Below are 3,032 nucleotides of genomic sequence, written 5' to 3'. Positions count from 1 at the left end.
TGCGGCGGCCGCCTCCTGCGCCACCCGCGAGGACTCAGCCGCGGCCGCAGCCGCGGAACGGGACGCCTCCGCCGTGTCCTCGGACGGGGTGGCGGACTCGGTCGCGGATGCAGTCGACGCCGACGCGGAGGACGCCGAGGAGGACTCGGACGACGCCGACGTCGACGTCGACGGCGACGGCTCGACCGCCGGGGCCGTCGTCGAGCTCTCGGCGGCGACGGGCTCGGAGCGGTCGCCGGTGAGCCACGGCAGGACGACGCCCACGAACAGGCCGGCGAGCAGGACGAGGCCGGCCACCCAGAGCAGCGGGCTCAGGCGGCGACCCCCGCCCGCGGCGGTCGCGCCGGCAGCGGCGAAGGACTCGCGGTGCGCGCCGCGCTGGTCCGTGTACTCGGGGACCTCGTCGAAGCGGTCGGGCTGGTAGGCCATGGGTCAGTTCTCCTGGCGGGAAGCGGGCGTGGACGGCGCCGGATCCGCGGGTCCCCTCCGGGCCCGGCTGCGGGTGCCGCGCTTGCGCAGCAGCCGCGTGACCAGCAGGGGTCGGTAGGCCAGGGCGGCCTCACGGTCCAGCAATCCGTTCAACACCTGATAATAGGCGGTCGGAGGCAGCCCCAGACGCTCTCGGACGGCGTGGTCCTTGGCCCCGCCGTACCGCCAGGTGGCGGCCTCCAGGTCCAGGACCGCACGCTCCAGGTCCGTCAGCTCGTCCCGCCGTGGCCGCGCGTCGGCACCCTCGTCCGGGGCCGGATCGGGCGAGACGGGCGTGGGGTGGGACATGGCGGCCACTGTACCCACCCGGTCTACCCTCGGGGCATGGAGTTCATCGCGCCCCTGGATCCGGGCTGGGAGGCGGCCCTCGCCCCGCAGGCCGCCGCGTTCGAGCAGGTCGGCGAGGCCCTGCGTGCCCGCCGGGCGGCCGGAGAGCAGGTGCTGCCGGCGCCGGAGCACATCCTGCGGGCGTTCCGTCAGCCGTTCGCGGACGTCCGCGTCCTCGTGCTGGGCCAGGACCCCTACCCGACGCCGGGCCATCCGATCGGCCTGAGCTTCGCGGTGGACCGCCACGTGCGGCCGCTGCCCCGCTCCCTGGCCAACATCCACCGGGAGCTGCACGACGACCTCGGCATCACCCCGCCCGCCCACGGCGACCTCTCCGCGTGGACGGACCAGGGCGTGCTGCTGCTGAACCGCGCCCTCAGCGTGCGGGCCGGCGCACCCGGCAGCCACCGCGGCCTCGGCTGGGAGCAGATCACGGAGGCCGCGGTGCGGGCCCTCTGTGCGCGCGGCACCCCGCTCGTGGGGCTGCTGTGGGGAGCCGACGCGCGGCGCATGGCGCCGCTGCTGACGGCGGCGGGGGCCGGCGTCGTGGAGTCCCCGCATCCCTCGCCCCTGAGCGCCCACCGCGGGTTCTTCGGCTCCCGGCCGTTCAGCCGGGTGAACCGGCTCCTCGAGGCGGCCGGCGCGGAGCCGGTGGACTGGCGCCTGCCCGACTGAGCCGGGCCGCCGGTCAGCCGCGCTGGTGCATCACGAGCTCGGTGGGCAGCAGCGTGCCCATCCGGTCGGTGATCGGCTTGGCCAGGGTGTTGCCGAAGGCGACGCCGGCCGCGATCGCCACGACGATGACCGCGGCGTTGAACAGTCCCTCGACGCCCAGCAGCGTGGCCCCGGTCTCCACGGTGAACCCGTAGACGGACCGGAACATGGTGAGTCCGGGAAGCAGGAACAGCATGGACGGCAGGACGATCACGAGCGCCGGGGCCGCGAGCCGCTGGGCCACCAGGCGGCCGAGGAACCCGACCGCCGCCGCGGCGACCGCGGGCACCAGCCGGTCACTGACCCCGATCTGCTGCGCTGCCAGGTACGCGCCGAAGCCGGCCCCGGACACGAGACCGCAGGCCAGGATCTGCGGCCACCGCGACTGCTCCACCACCGCGTCCGCCATGCCCGCGGCCATCACGAGGCCCAGCAGCAGCAGCGGCGGATAGCTCAGCGTCCCCGCCTCGGCCAGGTCCAGCTGTTCGAATCCCACGAGATCCCCGATGCCCACGGCGATCATGATCCCGGCCATCACCCCGGCGAACACGAGCAGCGCGGAGAGGAAGCGGCCCGCGGCGGTCACCGGGAAGCCGTGGATGGCGTCCTGCACCGCGGTGACGAACCTCGCCGTGGGCAGGAGCATCATGATGCCGCCGGCGATCACCAGCGCGGGGTTGACCGGCAGGTCGAGGGCGTGGGCCATCAGCGCGATCACCGTGGCCGTGATCGCCCCGAACATGGTGGAGAAGATCTCCGGGAAGCGCGCCTTGTCCGCCTGGACCTTGAGCCAGAAGACCAGCCAGGTGGAGACCATGCCCAGGGCCGCGCCCGTCCAGGTCCCCCCGATGAACGGCACGAAGCAGGCCACGAACACGCCGGAGAAGAGGACCTCGAAGACGGCGGGGAACGGCTTGGGCTGATGCCGGATCTCCACGAGCCGGCGCTGGGCCTCGGCCCGGTCCACCTCGCCCGCGGCGATCTCCTCGACCAGCCGGTGGACGGCCACGAGCCCCTCGAAGTTCACCGAGGACGAGCGGACCACCCGCTGGAGGGTGAACGGGGCCTCGCCGCGTGAGGAGTCGGGCGCGTAGTTCAGGGAGATGGACTGGTTGGTCAGGTCCACCTCGGTCTCGAGGATCCCGTAGGCCTGCGTGGCCACGATGATCGAGGTCTCCACGTCCAGCGAAGCCGCGCCGAAGCTGAACATCGTCTCGCCCAGCTTGAGCGCGAAGTCCAGGGTCGTGCGGGCCTCGAGGGCCTGCGCCTCCGCGCGGCGCTGCTGCAGCGTGGAGCGCATGCGGCGCCCGTACGGCGAGGAGTGCAGGCGGTCGGCCAGCACGAGCGCCTGCGTCGGCAGGTTCTCGACGAAGACCTCGCGGGAGCGCCGGCCGCGCCGACGCCCGCGCTTCTCGGGCGGGCCCACGGGGACCACCGGGTCCGGGACGGTGATGTCCGGCGCGGGGATCACGTCCGGGGCGGGCAGGGCGCCGTCGGCCTCC

General features: G+C 74.2%; 3 protein-coding genes and 1 pseudogene. 1 reads left to right on the top strand and 3 read right to left on the bottom strand.

Annotated elements, in window-relative coordinates; genetic code table 11:
• Positions 1-429: pseudogene (locus HMPREF3105_RS10645) on the bottom strand (LytR family transcriptional regulator); the annotation flags it as partial.
• 3 nt (positions 430-432) lie between these two features.
• Positions 433-777 (bottom strand): DUF3263 domain-containing protein, encoded by a 345-nt coding sequence (locus HMPREF3105_RS10640; RefSeq protein ID WP_070709563.1) that lies wholly within the window; start codon positions 775-777, stop codon positions 433-435.
• Positions 778-813: 36 nt separating this feature from the next.
• Between HMPREF3105_RS10640 and HMPREF3105_RS10635 the strand changes: the two genes are divergently transcribed.
• Complete coding sequence (locus HMPREF3105_RS10635) at positions 814-1,491, top strand: uracil-DNA glycosylase (protein WP_070709562.1); 678 nt, start codon at positions 814-816, stop codon at positions 1,489-1,491.
• Between the two features lie 13 nt (positions 1,492-1,504).
• Here HMPREF3105_RS10635 and HMPREF3105_RS10630 read toward each other — a convergent pair.
• On the bottom strand, positions 1,505-3,032 hold a 1,528-nt coding region (locus tag HMPREF3105_RS10630; protein WP_083325337.1), incomplete at its 5' end, for a threonine/serine exporter family protein.

It is taken from the genome of Micrococcus sp. HMSC31B01, from assembly GCF_001816085.1.
In the GTDB taxonomy this organism is placed as follows: Bacteria; Actinomycetota; Actinomycetes; order Actinomycetales; family Micrococcaceae; genus Micrococcus; species Micrococcus luteus.
Note: the sequence above shows the minus strand (reverse complement) of the source record. Positions and strands in the feature narration are given on the sequence as shown.

Coding starts and splice junctions, on each gene's coding strand:
- HMPREF3105_RS10640 (WP_070709563.1), bottom strand. CDS start 777: ATGTCCCACCCCACGCCCGTCTCGCCCGATCCGGCCCCGGACGAGGGT.
- HMPREF3105_RS10635 (WP_070709562.1), top strand. CDS start 814: ATGGAGTTCATCGCGCCCCTGGATCCGGGCTGGGAGGCGGCCCTCGCC.